Here is a 22,778-nt window from a genome sequence, read left to right as displayed (position 1 = left end):
GTTCCAAATGTTGACTGATTGGATCTGTCAGGATTTGTCCGCGACCGGGTTCGTCATGTTGAGCTCGGGCTCGATCCGCGCTGCCGAACGGGCAATCACGCTGATGATGGTCAGTGCTGCAATCACCAACCCGGGGGAGGTCGCCAGCAATACCCCGGTGGTGCCGGCTCCGGCTGCCAGAATCTGCCCCGCGGCCAAGGGCCCGGCGACTGACCCCAGGCGACCGATGGCCACTGCTGCGCCGACGCCGGTGGCACGCACCGAAGTCGGGTACGACGGCGGTGCCAGCGCGTAAAGCACCAGTTGCGCAGCCATCACAAACAACCCCGCGGCAAACCCGGCGATGCCCATAGGAACAATGCCCACCGACAGGCCGACTCCGGCCAGCGCCACCAGCAACCCGGTATAGACAAACAGCACCACCTTGATGCCGTTGCAGCGATCCAGCAGCAGTCCGCCGAGCAAGGAGCCGAGGGCGCCGCCGATATTGAACAGCATCTGCACCAGGCCCGCCTGGGGTTTGCTGAAACCCTGTTCCAGCAGCAGTGATGGCAGCCAGTTGAGCAACATGTACATCACGGTCAGGGTGAAGAAGTAACTCAGCCACAACGCCAGGGTAACGCGAGCCCGGCCTTCGCCGAACAGTGCCTGGCCGGTTGAAGCGCGCGCCACATTGACAGTCCCTTGTTGCTGGCGAAAGGCGCTGGACTCGGGCAACAACAGGATCATCAGCGGCACCACCAGCAACGGTGCGAGACCGCCGATGATGAAGGTCGCCTGCCAATGATCGGTGAACAGCATGGCGACCACCGCCGCCAGTGCTCCACCCAACGGCACGCCGGCATACATGATGCTGATGGCGGTACCACGGCGTTGTTCACCCACGGCTTCGGCGCACAGGGCAATCAGGTTGGGCAGGGCGGCGCCCAGGCCCAGGCCGGTCATGAAGCGCGCCAGCAGCAGGCTGGAGAAAGTGCTGACATAGGCAGTGCTGAGCGAGAACACGCCGAACAGCAACACGGCGCCGATGAGGATTTTTTTGCGACCGATGCGATCGGCAATCCAGCCGCCGAAGAAGGCGCCGGGCAGCAAGCCGATGATGCCGGCACTGAACACCCAGCCCATCATTTTCGGGTCCAGGGCAAAGGTCTGGCGCAGGCCCGCGGCGGCAGTGCCGGCAGCTTGCAGGTCGAAGCCTTCAATCAATGCAACGATAAAACACAGGGCGATGGTCAGCGTCGTACGACGTGATGGGGTGTCCATGGCGAACCTCATTATTGTTTTTGTTGGTGTGCTGACGGGGGAGCGCGAGCCTGCTCGCCTCAAGCGATGACAGGCTGGAATTAAGATTAACAAAGATAACTAAAAAATGAACGGTCAAGGATGTTCGCTAAAAAATGACGTTTATTCCATTGAAATCAATGTCATGACGTATGAGTGAAGATTTATCTAAAAAATAGATAATAATATTAATGTTCGATTATCGGTCATTGTGGATTGACGCCACCCCTCGGCTGTTTCCATTCTCTGGCCTGAGATCCCTGGAACAACCCTGGCGATCCCGTTCAAAAAACAACAACAATAAGTGGACATCGAACATGCCAACGCTCCCTTGGAACCCCCTTGCGGCGACTTCAGCCTTACCTGTTCGCGCACCTTGCCTGGTCCTGTTGGGCTTGAGTGCGATTGCCACCCCGGCGCTGGCCGAAGGCTTTATCGACGACAGCCACGGCACCTTGACCTTGCGCAATTACTACCTGGATCGCGACTACAAGGATGATGGGGCGAAAACCGCGGCCAGGGAATGGGCTCAGGGTTTCATCATGAATGTGGAGTCGGGCTTTACCCCGGGGACTGTCGGCTTCGGCCTGGATGCCCGCGGGCTGATGGGGGTGAAGCTGGACTCGTCGCCGGACCGCAGCGGCACCGAGTTGCTGCCGGTGTCCAGCAGCGACAAGCGCGCGGCGGACGAGTATTCGCGCCTGGCCATGACTGCCAAGATGCGTTTTGCCCAGACCACGATGAAGACCGGCGATGTGTCGATCTTCCTGCCATTCGCTTTCGCTAGCCCGTCGCGGCTGTTGCCGCAGACTTTTCGCGGCACCACCCTCAGTTCCAAGGACATCGACGGGCTGACCCTCAACACCGGCTACATCGATCGCATCAACAAGCGTGATTCCACCGACTACCAGCCGATGAGCATCGCCTCGCCGAACCGGCGTTTCAATGGCGCGGCCACCTCATCGCACATGGCCTATGTCGGCGGCGATTATCAGGTGAACAAGGACCTCAGTCTGCGTGCGTATCACGCCGAAGTGGCGGACCTGTACCAGCAGAATACCTTGGCCTTGCTGCACAATCTGCAGGTGGGCGAGGGCACGCTGACCACCGATCTGCGCAGTTTTTTCAGCGACGAGGACGGAAGCGCCAAGGCCGGCAAGGTGGACAACCGCAATCTCTCGGCATTGTTCGGTTATCGCTTTGGCGGCCATCGCCTGAGCCTGGGCTATATGCACGCCAGTGGAGATACAGCGACGCCTTATGTGTCGGGCACCGAGTTGATGGGCATGAGTGAGCTGACCATGAGTTCGGACTTCCTCAATGCCAAGGAGCGGACCTGGCAAGCGATGTACGACTATGACTTCACCGCCGTTGGGGTGCCTGGCCTGAAGAGCCGGCTGCGTTATGTGCGCGGTGATCATATCGAGCTGACGGCGCTGAATGCCGACGACCGCAAGGAGCGAGAATTCCAGATGGAGCTGGGGTATGTGATCCAGAGTGGCCCGCTGAAGAACGTCGGGCTGATGGCGCGCAAGTCGATCTATCGCAATGACTTCCCCGCCGGCGCGGCGTTTCGCGATGAAAACCAGACCCGCTTTCTGGTGCTCTACACCGTGCCGATCTGGTAAGCCTGTCATGAGCAGGTCTCTACACATCTCCCGTAGGAGCTGGCGAAGCCTGCGATCTTTTTATTTTGATGGCCGAGGGACCGCTGAAGATCAAAAGATCGCAGCCTTCGGCAGCTCCTACGGTAATCCGGCAAGGCTTGGCTAATGTGTAGATACCAATGCTGCCATGAGGCCGGCCGTTCCCCAGGAACGGGCCGGCGTTGGCGTTTCAGGCCTGGTAGACCTTCTTCAGCAACCTGAGCAGTTCTTCGCGTTCCTGGCTGTCGAGGTTGGACGTTGCATCCATGTCGCTCTCGGCGGCGATCAGTTTCAGCTCCTTGAGCAGGGCCTCGCCGGTCTTGCTGAGAAAAATCCCATAGGAGCGCTTGTCCGGTTTGCAGCGCACCCGCACCGCCAATGCCCGGCTTTCCAGTTTGTTCAGCAGTGGCACCACTTGCGGTGGCTCGATGGTCAAGGCCTTGGCCAGATCGGCCTGCATCAGCCCTGGGTTCTGGTCGATGATCGCCAGGGCCGAAAACTGGGCCGGTCGCAAGTCGTGGGCCGAGAGCCGACCAATGAGGTTCTGGAACAGTTTCAGCTGCGCCCGGCGCAGGGCGTAACCGATCAGATCGTCCAGGGCGGAATCCAGCGGCGCCTGGGTTTCGGCGCTGTCGGCAGGAGCCTCGGGGGCGGCGGCAATCTTGGAAGACTTGGCCATTGCAGGGTGAATCCTCAGCTGGCGGTTAAGAAGACTATCTAGTTTGCCGAGGTTGGCCGGGGATAGCCATGACCTCTTTCAGATCTCTGGGCGTTGCGCCTGTTTTCGTGACGAAAAACATTTGGTTAATTTGATTAATAGTTAATTGACATAACTAATATTCGGGTTTAGTTTTTACCCATCGTCAAGCCAAGAACAAGAGAGCAACGCCATGAGCAATTACGAAGGTCGCTGGACAACGGTCAAAGTGGAAATCGAGGAAGGCATTGCCTGGGTCATCCTCAATCGCCCGGAAAAGCGCAACGCCATGAGCCCGACATTGAACCGCGAAATGATCGACGTTCTGGAAACCCTGGAGCAGGATCCAGACGCCGGTGTGCTGGTGCTGACCGGTGCGGGCGACGCCTGGACCGCCGGCATGGACCTCAAGGAATACTTCCGCGAAGTGGACGCCGGCCCGGAAATCCTTCAGGAAAAAATCCGCCGCGAAGCTTCTCAATGGCAATGGAAACTGCTGCGCATGTATGCCAAGCCAACCATCGCCATGGTCAACGGCTGGTGCTTCGGTGGCGGTTTCAGCCCGCTGGTGGCCTGCGACCTGGCGATCTGCGCCGATGAAGCGACCTTCGGCCTGTCGGAAATCAACTGGGGCATTCCGCCAGGCAACCTGGTGAGCAAGGCCATGGCCGACACCGTGGGCCATCGCCAGTCGCTGTACTACATCATGACCGGCAAGACCTTTGGCGGGCAGAAAGCCGCCGAGATGGGCCTGGTCAACGAAAGTGTACCCCTGGCGCAACTGCGTGAAGTGACGATCGAACTGGCGCGTAACCTGCTGGAGAAAAACCCGGTGGTGCTGCGGGCGGCCAAGCACGGCTTCAAGCGTTGCCGCGAGCTGACCTGGGAGCAGAACGAAGATTACCTTTACGCCAAGCTCGATCAGTCGCGCCTGCTGGACACCGAAGGTGGCCGCGAGCAGGGCATGAAGCAGTTCCTCGACGACAAGAGCATCAAGCCCGGTTTGCAGACTTACAAGCGCTGAAACCCGGCATTGAATCAGGGCGAGCTGGCCGGGCGATCGAGCGTCCGCCAGCTGTTCGCCCCGGCGCCCAGGCGCTACTGTGAGCCCCTCGAACGTATTCCCGATAAAGACAATAAAGAGGAATCACCATGCTGGACGTGCCCCTGCTGATTGGCGGCCAGTCGTGCCCCGCCCGAGACGGCCGAACCTTCGAACGGCGTAATCCGGTGACCGGCGAAGTCGTGTCGCGGGTTGCCGCCGCCACCCTGGAAGATGCCGACGCCGCCGTGGCCGCGGCCAAAGCGGCATTCCCCGCCTGGGCGGCCCTGGCCCCCAATGAACGACGCACCCGGTTGTTGCGTGCGGCCGAGCAGTTGCAGGCCCGCAGCGCGGAATTCATCGCGGCAGCCGGCGAGACCGGCGCCATGGCCAACTGGTACGGGTTCAATGTGCATCTGGCGTCCAACATGCTGCGCGAAGCCGCGTGCATGATCACCCAGATCACCGGCGAAGTTATTCCCTCCGATGTGCCCGGCAGCTTCGCCATGGCCTTGCGTCAACCCTGCGGCGTGGTGCTGGGCATCGCGCCCTGGAACGCCCCGGTGATCCTCGCCACTCGCGCGATCGCCATGCCGTTGGCCTGCGGCAACACCGTCGTGCTCAAGGCGTCGGAATTGAGCCCGGCGGTGCACCGCCTGATCGGTCAGGTGTTGCAGGACGCAGGCCTCGGTGATGGTGTGGTCAACGTCATCAGCAACGCGCCCCAGGATGCCGCCGCGATTGTCGAGCGCCTGATCGCCAACCCGGCGGTGCGTCGGGTCAACTTCACCGGCTCGACCCATGTCGGGCGTATCGTCGGCGAACTGTCGGCGCGTCATCTCAAACCGGCGTTGCTGGAACTGGGAGGCAAGGCGCCGTTCCTGGTGTTGGAGGACGCCGACCTGGACGCAGCGGTGGAGGCTGCGGCCTTCGGTGCCTTCTTTAATCAGGGGCAGATCTGCATGTCTACCGAGCGCCTGATCGTTGATGCCAAAGTGGCCGATGCCTTTGTCGCCAAGCTCGCGGCGAAGATCGCCACCTTGCCCGCCGGCAACCCCAACGTCGAAGGTTCGGTCCTCGGTTCTCTGGTGGACAGCAGCGCCGGTGAGCGCATTAAACTGTTGATCGACGATGCCCTCGACAAGGGTGCCACCCTGGTTACGGGTGGCCAACTGGAAGGCAGCATTCTGCAGCCGACCTTGCTCGACGGCGTCACCGATGCCATGCGTTTGTACCGCGAAGAGTCCTTCGGCCCTGTGGCGGTGGTGTTGCGTGGCGAGGGCGATGAAGCACTGTTGTGCCTGGCCAACGATTCCGAGTTCGGTCTGTCGGCGGCGATTTTCAGCCGCGACACCGGGCGCGCTCTGGCTCTGGCCCAGCGGGTCGAGTCGGGCATCTGCCATATCAACGGCCCGACCGTGCACGACGAGGCGCAGATGCCCTTCGGCGGAGTCAAGTCCAGCGGCTATGGCAGTTTTGGCGGCAAGGCGTCCATCGAGCATTTCACCCAGTTACGCTGGGTGACCTTGCAGAACGGACCGCGGCACTACCCGATCTGAGCATCCGTCGCACCGTCGGGCGACGAACGCTTGAGAGCGATCGTCGCCGGCGTGCAGGCAGACATAACAATAAAGAGGCTGCAGCCACAGGCTGCCATGCCCCGGTTGAACGCATCGCTGCGAGCCGGTGGCGTGCCTTGATGGAGGACAAGCACGTGAGTTCCGAATTCAGATCGCCACCCCAGACCGAAGCCAACGCGCCGCGCTATCGCCAGGTGTCCATCGGTCATCCTGCGGTCGAGGTCAGCGAAGAGCAGGGCATCCTGCACATGCGCTCCCTGGAACCCTTGGCCAAGTTGCCTGTACGTTTGCTGGATCGCCTGGTGCATTGGGCCCAGGTGCGCCCGCAACAGACCTTTATCGCTGCTCGCCAGAACGGCGGCGACTGGCGCCGGGTGAGTTACGCCGAGATGCTGACCAGCGTCCGCGCCATTGCCCAAAGCCTGCTCAGTTATGGGCTGTCGGCCGAGCGACCGCTGGCGATCCTCTCGGGCAATGACATCGAGCATTTACAGATTGCCTTGGGCGCGATGTATGCCGGGATTCCTTACTGCCCGGTTTCTCCTGCCTATTCGTTGTTGTCCCAGGATTTCGCCAAGCTGCGGCATGTCTGCAATCTGCTGCAACCGGGTTTGGTGTTCGTCAGCGACGCCGCGGCCTATCAGCGGGCGATCGATGCGGTGCTGCCGGCCGAAACGCCGCTGATCACCGTGCGCGGTCAAATTCCTGGCCGCAAGCAGGCGAGCTTTGCCAGTCTGCTGGAACAATCCGGCAGTGCCGAGGCCGATTGCGCTTTTACGGCTACCGGGCCGGACAGCATCGCCAAGTTCCTGTTTACCTCAGGCTCCACCAAGCTGCCCAAGGCAGTGATCACCACTCAGCGCATGCTCTGCGCCAACCAGCAGATGCTGTTGCAGACCTTCCCGGTGTTCGGCGAAGAACCCCCGGTGCTGGTGGACTGGCTGCCGTGGAATCACACCTTCGGCGGCAGCCACAACGTCGGGATCGTGCTGTACAACGGCGGCACCTTTTACCTGGACGACGGCAAGCCGACCGTCCAGGGGTTTGCTGAAACACTGCGCAACCTCAAGGAAATATCGCCCACCGCGTACCTCACCGTGCCCAAAGGCTGGGAAGAACTGGTCAATGCGCTGGAGCAGGACGGCGAGTTGCGCGAACGTTTCTTCTCGCGCATGAAGCTGTTCTTTTTCGCTGCCGCCGGTTTGTCCCAGAGGGTTTGGGATCGCCTGGACCGGATCGCCGAACAGCATTGTGGCGAGCGCATTCGCATGATGGCCGGGCTCGGCATGACTGAGGCGGCACCATCCTGCACGTTCACCACCGGGCCTCTGTCCATGGCCGGCTACATCGGCCTGCCGGCACCCGGTTGCGAAGTGCGGCTGGTGCCGGTGGACGGCAAACTGGAGGGGCGTTTTCGCGGGCCGCACATCATGCCGGGTTACTGGCGTGCGCCACAGCAGACCGCTGAAGTGTTTGACGAGCAGGGCTTCTACTGCTCCGGCGACGCGTTGAAACTGGCCGACGCCCGCGATCCGCAACTGGGGTTGATGTTTGACGGGCGCATCGCCGAGGACTTCAAACTGAGCTCCGGTGTGTTTGTCAGCGTCGGCCCGTTGCGCAATCGTGCGGTGCTCGAGGGCTCACCCTATGTTCAGGACTTGGTGGTGGCCGCGCCGGACCGCGAGTGCCTGGGTGCGCTGGTCTTTCCCCGTCTTTACGAATGCCGACGTCTGGCCGGTTTGAGTGCCCACGCCAGCGATGCCGAAGTCCTGGCCAGCGCGCCGGTGCGTCAGTGGTTCGGCGATTGGCTGCAACGGCTCAACCGCGACGCCACCGGCAATGCCAGCCGCCTGGAATGGATCGCGCTGCTCGACGAACCCGCCTCCATCGACCGCGGTGAAATCACCGACAAGGGCTCGATCAACCAGCGCGCGGTGCTGCAGTGGCGCGCCGACAAGGTCGAGGCTCTGTATCGCGGCGAGGATGCTTCTATCCTGCGTGCCGGGCGATAACAAAGCTTAGGATCAAAAGATCGCAGCCTTCGGCAGCTCCTACATGGACCGTGTTCACCGCGATTATCGGGGTTGAACGCGAACCTTTAGGAGCTGCCTCAGGCTGCGATCTTTTGCTTTATTAAACCATCCGCCGCAACGTCTCCTTCAAACCTTGCGTTACTATGCAGACCCACCTTTTCTGGAAGTTGCCTGGATGAGTAAGCCCGGTCAAACGGTGCTGGTCGCGTTGCGCAAGATGATCGCCTCGGGCGAGCTGGCGGCTGGCGAGCGCTTGATGGAAATTCCCACGGCGCAATTGTTCGGTGTTTCGCGAATGCCGGTGCGCATGGCATTCCGCACGCTGGAGCAGGAAGGCTTGCTGGTGCGCTTTGGCGGGCGCGGGTTTCAGGTGCGTTCGGTCAGCCCCGATGACATTGCCGGTGCGGTTGAAGTGCGAGGTGTACTCGAAGGCCTGGCGGCGCGTCAGACCGCCGAGCGCGGGCTATCGGACGAGGCCCGCGCGACCCTTGAACAGTGCCTGATGCAAGGTGATCAGCTGTTCGACAAGGGGTTTGTGACCATCGAGGACCTGGAGGTCTATCACGATCTCAACATGCGTTTTCACGAAGTGATTGTCGAAGGCAGCCACAACCCGGCGATCGCCGATGCACTGGCGCGCAACGATCATTTACCCTTTGCTTCGGTAACAGCCCTGGCAGTGGACCGCAACGACATGGTCCGGGAATACCGACGCTTCAACTACGCCCACATGCAACACCATTCGGTGTTCGATGCCTTGGTCAACCGCCAGGGCGCGCGTGCCGAAGCAATCATGCGCGAGCACGCCAACGCCACGTTGCGTTATGCCGAGATCTTCGGCTCAGCGACGGCCGAAGAGCGGATGAAGGTCATTCTCCGCTCCGAATAGGCGCGACTCTTTCAGATATCCAGCACCAGCAGCGGCGTTTTCGAGCGCGAGCAGCAAGGGGTGAACTGATCGTTGCAGGCCTGTTCATCCTCGGTGAGGAACAGGTCACGGTGTTCCGGCACGCCCTCCAGAACCCGAGTCAGGCAGGTGCCACAAATGCCCTGTTCGCAGGAAATGGCGATCTCGATGCCCTGGTTTTGCAGCACCTGCACCACGCTCTTGTCGGCCGGCACCTCGAAGACCTGGCCGCTGCTGGCGACCTTGATCGAGAAACTACCATCGGCGCCAGTGTCGACAGGGGGGGCGGTGAAGTACTCGCGATGCAGGCATTGCTCCTGCCAGCCCTTGGCCTTGGCCGTGTCCAGCACATGCTGCATAAAACCGCCGGGGCCACACACATATAAATGAACATCGCTCTGAGGCATGGCCAGGACCTTGGCCGCATCCAGCGCAGTGTCGGGTTCCTGATCGAAATGCAGGAACACCCGGTGGGCAAAAGCCGAGTGTTGCAGGCGTTCGACAAAGGCCGCGCGTTCTCGCGAACGGGCGCAGTAGTGCAGCTCGAAATCCGCTCCACTGTGGGCCAGGCGCTCGGCCATGCAGAGGATTGGGGTAATGCCGATACCGCCGGCGAAGAGCAGGCTGCGCCTGGCTTCATGGGCCAACGGAAACAGGTTGCGCGGCTCACTGATAGACAGCCGCGTGCCGGGGTGTATCTGCTCGTGCATGGCCAGTGAACCCCCGCGAGAGGTCGGATCCTTGAGCACACCAATCAGGTAGCGATGGCGTTCTTCGGGGTGGTTGCACAGGGAATATTGCCGGATCAAGCCGCCAGGCAGATGCACATCGATATGCGCGCCGGCGCTGAAGGTCGGTAGCGGTCGATCATCGACACTGGCCAGCTCATAGCTGCAGATGTCCTGGGCTTCGTTGTTGCGCGATACCACCAGCACTTCAATCATGCCATTGACTCCTGTGGCGCTTGTTCCTGAGCGATCAGGCGCTCCAGAACACGGCGCGACTGCACGCCACCGGCGTCGATATTGAGCTTGAGCAAGTTGCGCTGGGGATGGCTGAGCAGGTTCTGTTGCTGGCGTTCGAGCATCTCCAGGTCCTCGCTGAAAATCTTCCCCTGACCCTCGCGAATGCTCGCGGTCAAGGCTTCATCCTGCGGGTTGAAATTGCGCGCCATGCCCCAGAAGTACCAGATCGAGGTTTCGGTTTGCGGCGTGATGAAGTCGACGACGATGCTCGATGCCTTGAACTGTTGGGGAGCGTGATAACCACCTTTTCCGGCATGGGCCACACCGACTTCGATCAGCACATGACTGGGCGGGGTGAAGCGGCAGATTTGCCAGCGATCCACTGGCACATCGTCGGCCAGGTTGTTGCCGCGCAGAGCCATGCGCCAGAAGGGCGGGGCCATGATGTTTTCCATGTGGCGGGCAGTGACCACCTCGTCGCCGTCGACCGTGGTCACCGGCGGTGCTTCGTCGATTTCCTTTTGGCCGATGCTGGACGCGTGGACGTAGGTTTCGTGGGTCAAGTCCATCAGGTTGTCGATCATCAGGCGATAGTCGCACTGGATGTGGAACAGGCCGCCGCCGTAGGCCCACTCATCGCTGACCGCCCATTCCAGATGATGGATCAGCGCCGGGTCGGCCAACGCCTGATCGCCGGGCCAGACCCAGATAAATCCGTAACGCTCGACCACGGTGAATGTCTTGTTGCACGGAAAGCCGCGAACCCGTTGCCCGGGCATTTCCACGGTCTTGCCGTCGCAGCCCATCACCAGGCCGTGATAGCCGCACACCAGATTGCCGTTTTCCACATAACCCAAAGACAGCGGTGCGCCGCGATGGGGGCAGAAGTCCTCGACAGCTGCCACCTTGCCTTCATGCCCGCGGTAAAAAACCATCTTTTCACCACAGATCTGACGGCCTAGCGGCTTTTCGGCGATTTCATCGGGCGTACAGGCGACGTACCAAGTGTTCTTGGGGTACATGGAGATTCTCCAAGGCTGTTTGTTGTTATTTAGTGGATCCATTAATGGTGGTTTATGGGGTGTTTGTCAAACTGATTCTGTTTGTTAACGATTTAGTGGATCCATTGATGGTTTTCTAACCCTCCGGATCAGCGCAATCCGAACTTCGTGACACCGACCACAAATAATCTATGCAGCGGATCAGTAACTCGTTAGTTAATAGTACGGAGGGTATTTACTGGAAATACGTCGCATCATACAATGAGAATCATTACTGCTAACTCATTGAGCGCGACGTCTTGAGCCATCCTCACCCCTTTGCCCGCCGCAAGGTCTTCATGAAACACGCGTTGCCGACACTCTCCTGCGTTATGTTTGCCAGTCCTTTATGGGCACAGCAAGCCATCGAACTGCCGACCACTGATATTCAGGCGAGCCGCGTCAGCCAAGACACGAGCTACACCACCTCCCAAGCCAGCACGGCGAGCAAAAGCAATGTGCCGATCAAGGAAGAGGCGCAATCGATCAATGTGGTCACCCAACAAACCCTGGCCGACTATCAGGTGCGCTCGCTGGCCGACGCCATGAAGTTCGTCAGCGGCGTCAGCCAGGGCAACACCCTGGGCGGCTCCCGGGACTCGCTGGTCAAGCGCGGTTTCGGCACCAACGATGACGGCTCGATCCTGCGCGATGGCGTGCGTTCCAATCTGGGGCACAACTTCAGCACCACGACGGATCGTGTCGAAGTGCTCAAAGGGCCTGCTTCGATGCTGTACGGCGCGCTGGAGCCCGGCGGATTGATCAATGTGATCAGCAAGAAGCCTGAATACACCCAGAGCACAACGCTGAGCGGCTCTGCCTATAGCGAAGGCGGCGGCACCATGGCGGTGGACACCACGGGGCCGATGGGCGATACGGGCCTGGCCTATCGCCTGATCGCTGAACGTGGCCATGAGGATTACTGGCGCAACTACGGCGTGAATGAGAGCACGTTGGTCGCACCATCGCTGAGCTGGACTGGCGACCGCGCCAGCTTGACGCTGAGCTACGAGTACAACGAATACTCCAATCCCTTCGACCGTGGCACCGTGTTCACCAACGGTCACCCGGCGGACATCGACTACGACAAGCGCCTCGACGAAAAATGGGCCAAAAGCGTCGGTATCCGTGAAACGGCCACCGCGCGTTTCGAATATCAGTTGAATGACGATTGGAAAACCCGTGTTACCTACGGCTGGAACAACGACCGCTACAGCCTCTCGATTGCCCAGCCGAGTTCGTTGACCGGCAACAATCTGCGACGTGCTGCCAATGGCGCTCACTACGACGATGAGACCCGTTACGCCAGTTGGGACTTCATCGGCCAGCAGGAACTGTTCGGCCAACGCCATGACCTGCTGGTCGGCGCGGACACTGAAGCGTCCGACCAATTTCGCGGTAAAACCTACCGTAATACGGCACGGTCAGGCTTCGACATCACGTCGCCGATTTATGGTCGTCTGGCAGAGCCCAGTCTCGTCAGTGCTGCCCAAAGCGACTTGAGCAACCAGCTGACCTCAAGCTCCGTGTACTTCAAGGATAACTGGCACCTCGATGACCGCTGGATCCTGGTCCTCGGTGGTCGCCAGCAGCATTACGATCAGTACAGCGATCAAGGCCGCGGCAGCAGCTACACCGTCAACCGCGACGATAACGGCGATGCCTTCGTGCCGTTTCTGGGCCTGGTCTACAAAGCCACCGATACCCTGTCGCTGTACGGCAACTACAGCCGTTCATTCAAGCCCAATACCGAAGTCGACGATGCCGGCCACACCTTCGATCCGGAGGAGGGCCGCAGCTACGAGGTCGGCGCGAAGTACGACCCGCTGCCGGGGCTGAACATCAATCTTGCGCTGTTCGACATCGTCAAGAAAAACGTCGTGACCAGCCAGACGCTCAATGGCGTCAGCCTCTCGGAGGCGGCAGGCAAGGTCGGTTCACAGGGCCTGGAACTGGACATTACCGGGCGTGTGGCCGAGCGCTGGGACCTGATCGGCACCTACGCTTACACCCACACGGAAATCCTCGACGATCCGGATGACGAAGGTCACCGCCTCGCCAATGCGCCGAAGCACACCGCGAGCCTGTACCTCACGCATCACTTGAACATCCCTGCGGAGTTCGGCGCTTGGCATACCGGTGCCGGCGCGCGTTACGTCGGCGAGCGCGCCGCCAACAACGCCAACGATTTCTGGCTGAGCAGCTACACCGTGGCCGATGCCTTCGTGCGTTGGGAATCGCCGATGTTCGGGTACAAGACTTCGCTGCAGTTCAATGTCGACAACCTGTTCGACAAACAGTACTACCCGTCCTCCACCGGCAGCCAGCTGCAGGTCAATGTCGGCGAGCCGCGCACAGCACGCCTCAGCGCCAGTGTGACGTTCTGACCCTGTGCATTGACGGCGATCCTTGGGCTTGTGTCGAGCCCAAGTAGCCGGCGCAACCCAATTCAAAATGTGGGAGCGGGCTTGCTCGCGAAGGCGATGTGTCAGTCAACATCAGTGTTGGCTGACCTGACGCTTTCGCGAGCAAGCCCGCTCCCACAGGTTCCGTACCATCAGGCTTCGACCTCTTCTTTCGTTCCGGTGACTCAGAAGTTGATCGAGGCACTCAGCCGCGCGGTCAATGGCGCGCCCTGGAACAGGTAGCCATCGCCCATGTACTCACCGGCATCACGCCAGTAGCGTTTGTCGAACAGGTTGTCCACGGTCAGGCGGAACACCGTGTCGTAACCGTCGATGCGCGTGCTGTAGCGGCTGCCAATGTTGAAGATGGCATAGGCACCGGTCTGCACTTCACCCTGGCGGTTGGCGTACTTGCTGGCGCTGTACTGCACCCCGCCGAGTAGCGCCAGGCCATCGAACCAGGGCAGGGCATAGTCGCCGTAGAGGTTGGCGCGCAGGGTCGGAACGTTAATCGTCTGGTGGCCCTCATAAGCGGGCGTGTCGCTGTCGGTGACCCGCGCGCGGATCGCCGCGACACTGGCAGAAATCTGCAGGCGCTGGCTGGCCCAACCATTGGCCGAGAGCTCCAGTCCGGTGTTCTTCTGTTCGCCCTGTTGGGTGAACGTGAACGTACCGTCGTCATTCGGTCGCGAGTACTGGTAGGCCTGACGGATCTGGAACAGCGTCGCGGCCAGGCTGATGCGCTGCCAGTCGTATTTGATGCCGGCCTCGATTTGTCGCGATACGGTAGGCGCGAGGATTTCATAGGCATTGGTGGTGAACCACGCCGCTTCGCCGCCCAGGGACAGGCCCTTGCTGTAGCGGGTGTACAGCGACAGGTTTTGCAGCGGCTTGTAGATCAGTGCGGCCTGGGGCAGGAACACATAGCGCTGGGTGTGCCGGGTGGTGTCGCCCTGGCTGTCGAAAGTCTCTTCATCCAGGCGCACTTCGCGCCCGCCGAGCACGGTCTGCCATTGCTCGTTGAAGCTGATCCGGTCATTGAAGAACAACCCGTACTGACGGCTGTCCAGGCGTCGATAGGAATCGTTGAGCGGCCCGTCGTAGCGGGCAAAATCAGCCGGCTCGCTGTTGATGTTGGCACTGCCGATCATCTGGTTGATGGCGTCGCGCTTGTCCACTACACGGCGGAACGCACTAGTCCCGACGCTCAGTTCGTGACCCAGGCCGGCGGTTTCGAAGCGGCCGCTGAGGACTGCCTGCACCTCATCGTTGCGACGGGTATCGTCGGGGCTGCGGAAATCGTAAATGTCGTAGTCGCCCTCGGGGCTGAAGTAGTTCGGCACTGCCGCGCTGGCGCAACTGGCGGAGCCGTAGCAGCCCCAAGCGAACGAGCTGTAGTCATCGATCACCACTCGGCTGCGCGAAGCGCTGAGGTTGCCTTTCCACTGATCGCTGAAGCGGTATTCGAAGTTGCCATTGAGGTTCAGCGCATCGGTGGTGACCGGCTTCGAACCGCTCTGGTGAGCCAAGAGCTTTTTCGGCGAGGCGTGGTGCGGCAGGCTGGAACCGCCGAGCAATTGATAGCCCGGTGCCGAGCGCTGTTCCTTGGTCTGGTACTCGGCGTCCAGTTGCAGCAGCGCATCGGGGCTGATGTTCCAGTCGAAGGCCAGCGAGGCGAAATCACGCTGGCCGTTGGTGTGTTCGACGTAGGAATGCAGGTCTTCGTGTGCCAGATTGGCGCGCAGGCCGAACTGCTGTTCGCTGCCGAACCAGCCACCGACATCGGTGGCCAGGTAACCGCTGCCGCGATCATCGGTGGAGACGGTGACCGAACGCACATCGGCAGGCCGCTTGGTCACGTAGTTGACCAGCCCGCCGGGTTCGCTGACGCCGCTTTGCAGACCGGAAAGGCCCTTGAGCAACTCCACTTGCTGTTTGTTTTCCAGCCCGACGTTCTGCTCGCCGGTGATGGTGCGGCCGTTGATCTTGTAGCTGCTGGCGGAGTTGAGGGAAAAGCCACGTACCACAAAGTTTTCGTAGTAACCGACCGGCGCGTAGCTTTCACCCACCGAGGCGTCGTTGCGCAGCACTTCGCTGAGCAGGCGCGCTTGCTGATCCTTGATCAAGGCTTCGTTGACCACCGAAATCGAAGCCGGCGTATCGAGCAATGGCGCCGCTTCGAAACCACCGACCGAAGCGCTTTCGGCCTGATAACCGGAGGTGTCTTCGCCGGTGACGGTCACCGCCGGCAGTTCAGTGGCGGCCCAGGCCGAAGGCATCGCGCTGGCCAGCAGCAGGCCCAGGTTCAGGGGATTGAACGTGAACCGCGGGGCGGTCACTCCCTCGCGGGAGGTCCGGTAAAGCATATCCATGAAAACTCCTCGACGACCGCACTCCCGGGCTGGCGAATACCGGGCACAGATGCCCGGGTGCGCTTCAGCAAAGAGTCGGTTAAAACTGGAAAAAGCGATGTGTGCCCTGAGGGCTGGTAGTGCATGACCCCTGGCGCATACGGCAATTATCGCGCAGGGGCGCTTTACGGTGGGTCAATGTTCTTTGGCTTTCCTGATCCTGATCAAAATAAACAGCAGGACGCAGAGCGCGATCGGGGTCATGGCCAGCAGGGCGTCTCTCGCGGAAATGTCCGCGCCCATGACGTGCAATCCCGAGTAGAGCAGCTTGAACAGGCTCAACAAGTAATAGGTGATGGCGATAATCGACAAGCCTTCGACCGCGCGCTGGATTTTGATTTGAGTATCGGCGCGGGCGTTCAGGCTCTTCAGGATTTCCGAGTTTTGCTCTTCCATTTCGACCTGGACACGGGCCTGCAACAAGTCCCCGAGGTTAGCCACGCTTTCGGCCAGTTGCTCCAGGCGTTGTTCGGTGACCGCGCAGTATCTGACCGTGGGTTTGAAGCGTCTTTCGATGAAGATACCCAGTCGCTGGCAATCACCCACGTGGCTTTCGCGCAGTTCGCCCAGGCGTTCGAAAACCAGCTGTGCATAGGCTTGGGTGGCGCTGAAGCGGTGTCGGGTTTTTGCGCTGCTGCTGACTACTTGCGCCGACAGGTTGGCAATGTCGGTGAGCAACGCTTTCGCATTTCCGGTATCGGGGCCGGCGTTACGTTCCGAGAGGTTTACCAGGGTCTTGTCGAAGACGTTGAGCTGAGTGCTCAAGGCTTTCGCGGTGATGAGTGAAAGCGAAGCCATCATTCGGTAGGTTTCGATTTCCAGCAGGCGGCGGATCATCCGTCCCAGCCGATACGCATTCAGGCGTTTATTAATGAACAGGAAACGGTTGGTGCCGTCCTCGCTCAGGCGAAAATCGCTCCAGACCGTCGCATCGCCACCACCGATGCAAGAGCCGCTAGGATCTTTGAATCCATAAACAGACAGATCGCCAGAAAAGGACGTATCAGTGCGCACCACAATCTGCACAGCGTTGATCATGTGCTGCATGAAGGGTTCGACCCGGTCCATCAAGGCTCTGGGGGGCGGGCTCCAGCATGGCTCGTGACTGGAGGAGGGCACCACCAGCGTCAGCGTCAGGAACTCCGCGTGCCGCTCCCACTTCAAGGCATGGCCCTCCAGCTCGGTGATGCCCTGGGCCGCATCCGGGTCGACCGGGCCGGGGCAGCAGCGACTCAGCAGAGTGTCGCACTGCCCGTCATTCGCCAGAAACGCCATATGAAACACATGGGCGGGCTCGTCGAAATACAGAGAAGGGCGCGCGTGCAACTCGTTGTGCAGGATCAGTCTTTGCGGATGCATGCTGTTTGGGCCATGTTGGAGTTGTTTGTTCTTGGGACAGGATGACGAATACCCGAGTCACAAACAAAACCTGGCGATTGCCCAATGCCAGTCAACCAAACCACGGAACCTGTGGGAGCGGGCTTGCCCGCGATGAGGGAGTGTCAGTCGATATTAATGTTGCCTGATACTCCGCCTTCGCGGGCAAGCCCGCTCCCACAGGGAATGCGTTTAACTGACTGGGTTCACGTAGTCCTTAACGCTGTACAGAACGCACGAATAGCCTCGCAGGCCTGGTGCAACGAAGCATCATCCAGCGCATAGGCAATGCGGATGTAGGGGCCAAGGCCGAACGCACTGCCATGCACCACCGCCACATCGGCTTCGTCGAGCAGCGCATGGGCGACATCTTCGTCGGTGTGCAGCACGCGACCGGCGGGCGAGGTGCGGCCGATCAGCCCTGCGCAAGAGGCGAACGCATAGAACGCGCCCGCCGGGCTCACGCATTCCAGCCCCGGCGTGTCGTTCAGCAGCGCCACCATCAAATCGCGCCGACCCTGGAAAGCGGCACGGCTTTCGCGGATGAAGTCTTTCGGCCCCTCCAGCGCGGCGAGTGCGGCTTGTTGCGAGACAGAGCTCGCGCCCGAGGTCTGCTGGCCCTGCAGCTTTTCCATGGCCTCAAGCAACCAGCGCGGCCCGGTGGCAAAACCGATGCGCCAGCCGGTCATGGCGTAGGCCTTGGAGACACCGTTCATGGTCAGGGTTCGCGGTGCCAGCCGTGGCTCCACCTGGGCCAGGGTGTAGAACGCTTGATCGTCAAAGATCAGGTGTTCATAGATGTCATCGGCCAGAATCAGCACGTGGGGATGATCCAGCAGCACCGCTGCCAGGGCACGAAGTTCCGCCTCGCTGTACACCGCACCGGTCGGATTGGACGGTGAGTTGAGGATCAACCAACGGGTCTGCGGGGTGATCGCGGCGGCCAGTGCCGCCGGCATCAGTTTGAAACCGGTACCGGCATCGCACGTGACGATCCGCGCTTCACCGCCGCACAGTTGCACCATTTCCGGGTAACTGACCCAGTACGGCGCCGGCACGATGACCTGATCGCCCTCGTTGAGGGTCGCGGCCAGGGCGTTGTAGATCACTTGTTTGCCACCGTTGCAAACCAGCGTGTCTTGCCAGCTCACGTCCAGACCATTTTCGCGCCGGAACTTGGCCGCCACCGCTTCTCGCAACGAGCGCACACCGGCGACCTGGGTGTAGCGGGTATGGCCATGCTCGATGGCGTGAATGGCTGCTTCACGCACATGTTTGGGGGTATCGAAATCCGGTTCGCCGGCACACAGCGAAATGATCTTCGCCCCTTGTGCCCGGCGCTCCGCCACTCGGTCCATGATCCGATAAGTCGCCGAGGGTTGTGCGCTGGCCAGGCGTTGGTTGAGGCGCTGAATGTCGGTGCTCATGCCCGGGTTCTCCAGTCGGTCAGGTTCATCAGTTCCAGCGTGGAGCGGCCTTCGGTCAGCGCCTGCATCATCTGCGCTTCCTTGTTCGCACGCGCTTCGCCTTCTGCGAGGGTACGTGCCGCATCGGCTTTGGGAATGATGATCACGCCGTCATCGTCAGCCACCACCAGATCGCCCGGCGCTACGAAAGCACCATTGAAATTGAACGGTTGTCCCACCGAGGGGGCGCTGGCCTTGACCGTGCCTTTCACCGAGATACCACGGGCGAATACCGGGAACTGGCGTTTCTTCAACGCAGCGATATCGCGTACGCCACCATCGATCACCAGACCCACCACGCCAGCCGCTTCGGCCGCCACGGTGAGCACCTCGCCCCAGTAACCGGCGATGAAACCGCCCGTGCCCACCACCAGTACGCTGCCACGGGGTACTCGTTCCATCGCCAGATGCAGGGCCAGGTTGTCGCCCGGCGAACATTCCAGCGGGTAGGCGGGGGCGGCGATGAAGGCGCCGTCCCAGATCGGCCGGATTGCACTGTCGACTGCGCAGGCCAGATGGGATGCCTCATACAGTGTCGAGCTGCCCAGTACTTTTGCCCGCGCGCGAAAATCCAGGGGGAAGGGGAGCGTGGTCATCAGACTTTCCTCTGCAGGTTGTGGTAGCCCAGGGCGGCCCGGGCTTCTTTAAGGGTTTTGCCTTGGCTGATCAGGGCGCGAATGTCGTCTTCGACCGATTCGATCTGACGGGCACACGCCGCCACTTCAGCGGCACGGGCACGAGGCACGATCACCACGCCGTTGGCGTCGGCGACCACGATGTCACGGGAGCAGACCCGCGCTGTACCGATGGACACCGGCTGGTTGACCGACTGCACTTGCACGCGGTCTTTGCCGGTGCGCATGAAGCGCCCTTTGCTGAAGATCGGGTAGCCATCGCCCAGTGCTTTGTTCACATCACGGCACACCCCGTCGATGACCGTGGCGGCGATCTGTCGGGTGCCGGCGTACTGGGTCATGATGTCGCCCCAGACGGTGCAGTCGGTGCGGCCGCCGTTGTCGATCACTACTACGTCGCCGGGCGCGACGTCTTCGATAAAGTCGCCCACCGTGCCCGGTGGGACACTGGCCGAGACGTACTGCACGGTGAATGCCGGCCCGACGATGACCTTGCGGTAATTGTCCAGCGGTGCCACGCCGAGGCATTGACCGGGCAGTCCGAGTTTGTCCAGCGCATCGGAAACGCCAGGTGTGTCCAAGCCTTCAAACAAGGCGACCAGTTCTTTGTCTTCAAGATTCATCAGGCGTGCTCCACATGGATCGCTTCGAATTGGGTGTCGTGCATCACCTCGGCCACCGAGCGACCGCTGCGCACGGCCTCGACCATGCCGTCCTGGCGGCGGGCGATGCGCTCGCCGAGATCGATGACCTTTTCGATATAGGTGTGGGGGACGAATACGGTTCCGCAGGTGTCGGCAATGACATAGTCATCCTCACTGACGTCGACACCGGCTACCTTGATCGTCACCGCGGCATCTATCTGCACCACCCGGTTGCGCGCGCTGATCATGGTGACCCCACGGCCATAAACCGGGTAACCAATCGCTTCGCTACCGTCGATGTCGCGACTGAAACCGTCGATCACCGTGCCGCGCACCTGCTTGCCGGCCGCCGCGTTGGCGAGGATGTCGCCCCAGCAGGAAATACCTTCGATACCACCGGCGATCACCAGCACACGATCGTCGCTGTCGATCTGTTCAACCACCGGGGTAATCAGGTGCACGGTCGGTGCAGTGTCGGACTTGGGCGCCAGCAACACGGTACTGGCGCGGCCGACGATCTTCGGGCAGTTCCACAGCGGGCGTAGCCCCACGGTGGCGCCCGGCAGGCCGAGGAAGTCGAGTGCGTCGGAAACCGTGTTGGTGTCCAGCGCCGCCAAACGTTCCAGCAAACTCTTATTGATCATGGGAAAGCCCCTGTGGTGACGGAGGCGCCCAGTGTCAGCGAGATAATTTGATAGGTATATTACTAATCACAGAAGCATTGCATACGTTAAACCTATGGATTAGCCATGATCAATTTCCGCCTGATTCGTCACCTCTGGTTGTTCCTGGCCGTCGCCGAAGAACAGAATTTCGGCCGCGCCGCCAAACGCCTGGGCATGTCCCAGCCGCCGCTGAGCGAGCAGATTCAGGTGCTGGAGCAGGCGCTCAAGGTCAAGCTGTTCGACCGCTCGCGGCGGGGTGCGAAGCTGACTCCGGTGGGGGCGGCGATCCTGCCGGCGGTGCGCAAATTCGCCGAGCAACTGGAGCGCCTCGAACTGGCCGTGGAAGAGGCGGTGGCGGGGCAGTCAGGGATGTTGACCGTCGGCGCAATTTCCACGGCGATGTTCGATGTGTTGCCGGGGTTGATCGAGCAACTGAAGATCGATTACCCGCACCTCACCGTGTCCGTGCGGGAAATCGACAGCGTCGAAGCCGTGCCTGCGCTGGAAGCCGGGGACATCGACCTGGCCTTCGCCCGTCTGGACGGTGACTTGGGGGCCTCGATCAAGTCGCTGCCGCTGACCGAGGATCGCCTGGTCGTGGCTTTGCCCAGCGATCATCCATTGGCTTCGCGCAAGCGCATCAGCCTGTCGAGCCTGGCCACTGAGCCTCTGGTGATGTTTTCCCGAAAGGTCAGCCCGGTGTACTTCGACAATCTGATCGCGACCTGTCGCGCCAGCGGTTTTTCCCCGCGCGTGCTGCATGAAGTGCGCTCCGTCGCCTCGCAAATCGCTTTCGTCAGTTGTGGGCAAGGCATCGCCCTGGTGCCGGCGTCGCTGAAAAAACTGGCCCCCGATAATGTGGTGCTGCGACCGCTGAGCCAGCCGCTCAATGTGGTGACCACTGCGGTGGCCTGGAACGCCGATCGACCCAATCCGCTGGTGGAGGAGGTGGTTGCCCGGCTCCGGAAGAGAGTTTGATAGGTTTGACCTATGACGGTATTCCCGAATGAGGAATTTACAGAAGGCCCGATCCCCCTGAAATTGTCGGCCTTGCTGGCGGCAACTCCGGCCCGGCGGTCACTTTTTCGCTCAAGGAATCCATCACGTGTCCACACCCGATACCTTCACTAAAGTGCATATCCCTCTGACGGTGGAGGGCGTCGAGCTGAACATCGCCACCCTTCACCGCGACGGTGCCTTGGCGCCGATTGTGTTCCTGCATGGGTTTGGCTCGACCAAGGAAGACTATGCCGACATCGTGCAGCAGGCCGCATTCGCCGGTCATCCTTTCGTCGCTTATGACGCACCGGGTTGCGGGGAAAGCCAGTGCAGTGACGTTTCGCGGATTTCCATCCCTTTTCTGCTGAAGACCGCGTTGCAGGTGCTGGAGCATTTCGGTATCGAACGCTTTCATCTGGTCGGCCATTCCATGGGCGGACTGACCGCACTGATGCTGGCTCATCAATGCCCGGACCGGGTGCTCAGCTTCGTCGACATCGAGGGCAACATCGCCCCGGAGGACTGCTTCCTCAGCCGGCAGATCGTTGATTACCCGGCGGACGATCCCGAGGTGTTTTTCGCCGCCTTCATCGAACGCGCCCGGCACGCCCCGGCTTATGCCAGTGCGCTTTATTCCGCAAGCTTGCGGCACAAGGTCCGTGCCGGCGCGGTGCGCGGGATCTTCGAGTCGATGGTCGATCTCTCCGACAACGCCGACTTGATGGGCAAGTTCCTCGGCCTGCCATGCCCGCGCATGTTCATGTACGGCGAGCAGAACGCTTCATTGTCCTATCTGTCGCATATCCAGGCCCAAGGCGTGCGCTTGGCGCCGATTGCGCAATGCGGGCATTTCCCCATGTATTCCAATCCGATCGCGACGTGGCAACAGATCGCCGATTTTCAGGCGAACGGCCATCGCGGATGAGTCCGGCACGAGTTGTACAGCACCGTTGTGAACTATTCTTTTCAAGTGGCCCCTGCAATG

18 protein-coding genes are annotated in these 22,778 nt (G+C 60.8%); 8 read left to right on the top strand and 10 right to left on the bottom strand.

Annotation, left to right across the window (positions count from 1 at the left end; genetic code table 11):
- Positions 1 to 27: 27 nt before the first annotated feature.
- On the bottom strand, positions 28 to 1,263 hold the full coding sequence (mhpT, locus tag F6R97_RS01930; protein ID WP_315865930.1) for a 3-(3-hydroxy-phenyl)propionate transporter MhpT: 1,236 nt from the start codon (positions 1,261 to 1,263) through the stop codon (positions 28 to 30).
- 335 nt (positions 1,264 to 1,598) lie between these two features.
- On the opposite strand from mhpT, the gene F6R97_RS01925 reads away from it, so the two are divergent.
- On the top strand, positions 1,599 to 2,909 hold the full coding sequence (locus tag F6R97_RS01925) for an OprD family porin (RefSeq protein WP_315865929.1): 1,311 nt from the start codon (positions 1,599 to 1,601) through the stop codon (positions 2,907 to 2,909).
- A 208-nt stretch (positions 2,910 to 3,117) separates the two neighbouring features.
- On the opposite strand, the gene F6R97_RS01920 is transcribed toward F6R97_RS01925, so the two are convergent.
- Positions 3,118 to 3,606 carry a MarR family transcriptional regulator gene (locus tag F6R97_RS01920; protein ID WP_315865928.1) on the bottom strand — a complete coding sequence of 163 codons (489 nt, stop codon included), beginning with the start codon at positions 3,604 to 3,606 and terminating at the stop codon, positions 3,118 to 3,120.
- A 211-nt stretch (positions 3,607 to 3,817) separates the two neighbouring features.
- Between F6R97_RS01920 and F6R97_RS01915 the strand changes: the two genes are divergently transcribed.
- The 4 genes from F6R97_RS01915 (at position 3,818) to F6R97_RS01900 (ending at position 9,168) form a co-directional block, all read left to right on the top strand.
- Complete coding sequence (locus F6R97_RS01915; protein ID WP_038983132.1) at positions 3,818 to 4,648, top strand: p-hydroxycinnamoyl CoA hydratase/lyase; 831 nt, start codon at positions 3,818 to 3,820, stop codon at positions 4,646 to 4,648.
- A 128-nt stretch (positions 4,649 to 4,776) separates the two neighbouring features.
- On the top strand, positions 4,777 to 6,225 hold the full coding sequence (locus tag F6R97_RS01910; protein ID WP_315865927.1) for an aldehyde dehydrogenase: 1,449 nt from the start codon (positions 4,777 to 4,779) through the stop codon (positions 6,223 to 6,225).
- A gap of 155 nt (positions 6,226 to 6,380) precedes the next feature.
- Entirely contained in the window at positions 6,381 to 8,258 is a 1,878-nt protein-coding gene (locus F6R97_RS01905; protein ID WP_038983714.1) for a feruloyl-CoA synthase, read from the top strand.
- A gap of 196 nt (positions 8,259 to 8,454) precedes the next feature.
- Entirely contained in the window at positions 8,455 to 9,168 is a 714-nt protein-coding gene (locus F6R97_RS01900) for a GntR family transcriptional regulator (protein WP_038983134.1), read from the top strand.
- Between the two features lie 11 nt (positions 9,169 to 9,179).
- Here F6R97_RS01900 and F6R97_RS01895 read toward each other — a convergent pair whose 3' ends face one another.
- Both F6R97_RS01895 and F6R97_RS01890 read right to left on the bottom strand, forming a co-directional pair.
- On the bottom strand, positions 9,180 to 10,130 hold the full coding sequence (locus tag F6R97_RS01895) for a PDR/VanB family oxidoreductase (RefSeq protein ID WP_038983135.1): 951 nt from the start codon (positions 10,128 to 10,130) through the stop codon (positions 9,180 to 9,182).
- Positions 10,127 to 11,173 (bottom strand): aromatic ring-hydroxylating oxygenase subunit alpha, encoded by a 1,047-nt coding sequence (locus F6R97_RS01890; RefSeq protein WP_050682041.1) that lies wholly within the window; start codon positions 11,171 to 11,173, stop codon positions 10,127 to 10,129. Before F6R97_RS01890 ends, F6R97_RS01895 begins: the two co-directional genes overlap by 4 nt.
- Before the next feature lie 317 nt (positions 11,174 to 11,490).
- Between F6R97_RS01890 and F6R97_RS01885 the strand changes: the two genes are divergently transcribed.
- On the top strand, positions 11,491 to 13,578 hold the full coding sequence (locus tag F6R97_RS01885; RefSeq protein WP_315866132.1) for a TonB-dependent siderophore receptor: 2,088 nt from the start codon (positions 11,491 to 11,493) through the stop codon (positions 13,576 to 13,578).
- Positions 13,579 to 13,781: 203 nt separating this feature from the next.
- Here F6R97_RS01885 and F6R97_RS01880 read toward each other — a convergent pair whose 3' ends face one another.
- From F6R97_RS01880 to F6R97_RS01855, 6 genes are all read right to left on the bottom strand, one after another.
- Entirely contained in the window at positions 13,782 to 15,968 is a 2,187-nt protein-coding gene (locus tag F6R97_RS01880) for a TonB-dependent siderophore receptor (RefSeq protein ID WP_315865926.1), read from the bottom strand.
- A 174-nt stretch (positions 15,969 to 16,142) separates the two neighbouring features.
- Positions 16,143 to 17,366 carry a DUF3422 domain-containing protein gene (locus F6R97_RS01875; protein ID WP_315865925.1) on the bottom strand — a complete coding sequence of 408 codons (1,224 nt, stop codon included), beginning with the start codon at positions 17,364 to 17,366 and terminating at the stop codon, positions 16,143 to 16,145.
- A gap of 224 nt (positions 17,367 to 17,590) precedes the next feature.
- On the bottom strand, positions 17,591 to 18,811 hold the full coding sequence (locus F6R97_RS01870) for a pyridoxal phosphate-dependent aminotransferase (protein WP_315865924.1): 1,221 nt from the start codon (positions 18,809 to 18,811) through the stop codon (positions 17,591 to 17,593).
- Entirely contained in the window at positions 18,808 to 19,446 is a 639-nt protein-coding gene (locus F6R97_RS01865; protein ID WP_050682037.1) for an RraA family protein, read from the bottom strand. The genes F6R97_RS01870 and F6R97_RS01865 overlap by 4 nt, the downstream gene beginning before the upstream one ends.
- A complete protein-coding gene (locus tag F6R97_RS01860) occupies positions 19,446 to 20,108 on the bottom strand; it encodes an RraA family protein (RefSeq protein ID WP_048393211.1) in 663 nt (220 codons plus the stop codon). Before F6R97_RS01860 ends, F6R97_RS01865 begins: the two co-directional genes overlap by 1 nt.
- The gene (locus F6R97_RS01855; RefSeq protein ID WP_315865923.1) at positions 20,108 to 20,773 is read right to left on the bottom strand and encodes an RraA family protein; all 666 of its coding nucleotides are present in this window, start codon (positions 20,771 to 20,773) and stop codon (positions 20,108 to 20,110) included. The genes F6R97_RS01860 and F6R97_RS01855 overlap by 1 nt, the downstream gene beginning before the upstream one ends.
- Before the next feature lie 105 nt (positions 20,774 to 20,878).
- Here F6R97_RS01855 and F6R97_RS01850 point away from each other — a divergent pair, with 105 nt between their 5' ends.
- Complete coding sequence (locus F6R97_RS01850; RefSeq protein ID WP_048393215.1) at positions 20,879 to 21,772, top strand: LysR family transcriptional regulator; 894 nt, start codon at positions 20,879 to 20,881, stop codon at positions 21,770 to 21,772.
- 127 nt (positions 21,773 to 21,899) lie between these two features.
- A complete protein-coding gene (locus F6R97_RS01845; protein ID WP_315865922.1) occupies positions 21,900 to 22,718 on the top strand; it encodes an alpha/beta hydrolase in 819 nt (272 codons plus the stop codon).
- The last annotated feature ends 60 nt before the right edge of the window (positions 22,719 to 22,778 follow it).

The sequence above is a fragment of the Pseudomonas sp. JV414 genome, assembly GCF_032424305.1.
Taxonomy (GTDB): Bacteria; Pseudomonadota; Gammaproteobacteria; order Pseudomonadales; family Pseudomonadaceae; genus Aquipseudomonas; species Aquipseudomonas lini.
The sequence above is the reverse complement of the archived record's forward strand: the minus strand, read 5'-3'. Positions and strand labels throughout refer to the sequence as shown.